Origin of the sequence: Azoarcus sp. TTM-91, assembly GCF_012911025.1 — a bacterium.
Classification (GTDB): domain Bacteria; phylum Pseudomonadota; class Gammaproteobacteria; order Burkholderiales; family Rhodocyclaceae; genus Azoarcus.
Genome location: NZ_WUEI01000280.1, coordinates 1 through 697, shown reverse-complemented (window position 1 = coordinate 697; position 697 = coordinate 1). Strand labels below are relative to the sequence as shown.

1 protein-coding gene and 1 pseudogene are annotated in these 697 nt (G+C 69.4%); both read left to right on the top strand.

Going from position 1 to position 697, the window contains the following annotated elements; all coding sequences use genetic code 11:
* Positions 1–468 (top strand): annotated as a pseudogene (locus GRF61_RS24225) (methyl-accepting chemotaxis protein); the annotation flags it as partial.
* The coding region (locus GRF61_RS24220) for a chemotaxis protein CheW (protein WP_211166195.1) at positions 453–697 on the top strand (245 nt) is incomplete at its 3' end. The pseudogene GRF61_RS24225 and the gene GRF61_RS24220, both read left to right, overlap by 16 nt.

Genomic DNA, 697 nt, shown 5'->3' with positions numbered 1-697 from the left:
GTGGTGGCCGCCGAGGTGCGCAAGCTGGCCGAACGCAGCCAGGAAGCGGCGCAGGAAATCAGCGAAGTCGCCAGCGGCAGCGTGCAACTCGCCGAGAAGGCCGGCCAGCTGCTGGGCGAGATCGTCCCGGGCATCAGCAAGACCGCCGACCTGGTCGCCGAAATCACCGCCGGCTCCCAGGAGCAGGCTTCCGGCATCAACCAGTTGAACCAGACCACCCAGCAGAACGCCGCCGCCTCCGAGGAACTGGCTGCCACCGCCGAGGAAATGAGTGGCCAGGCAGTGCAGTTGCAGGAACTGATGAGCTTCTTCCGCCTCGCCGAGGGCAGCGGGCCCCGCGGCCGCTCCGCGGCCAAGCGCTCCGCTCCCCGCGCCCAGCCCCCCGCCCACGGTAGTGGCCATCCGCCCGCGGGCGAGGGCGATTTCGTCCGTTTCGACGACGGGAGGCACGCATGGGCCAACTCGTGAAACGAGAGACGGCCGCGGTTACGGAGAGTGAGGGCGAAGCCCGCCAGTACCTGACCTTCCAGCTGGACGGCGAGGTCTTCGGCGTCAGCATCCTGGTGGTCAAGGAGATCATCGAGTACGGCAACCTCACCCCGGTGCCGATGACGCCGCCCTACGTGCGCGGCGTCATCAACCTGCGCGGCGCGGTGGTGCCGGTCATCGACCTGGCGGTGCGCTTCGACCGCCCGCC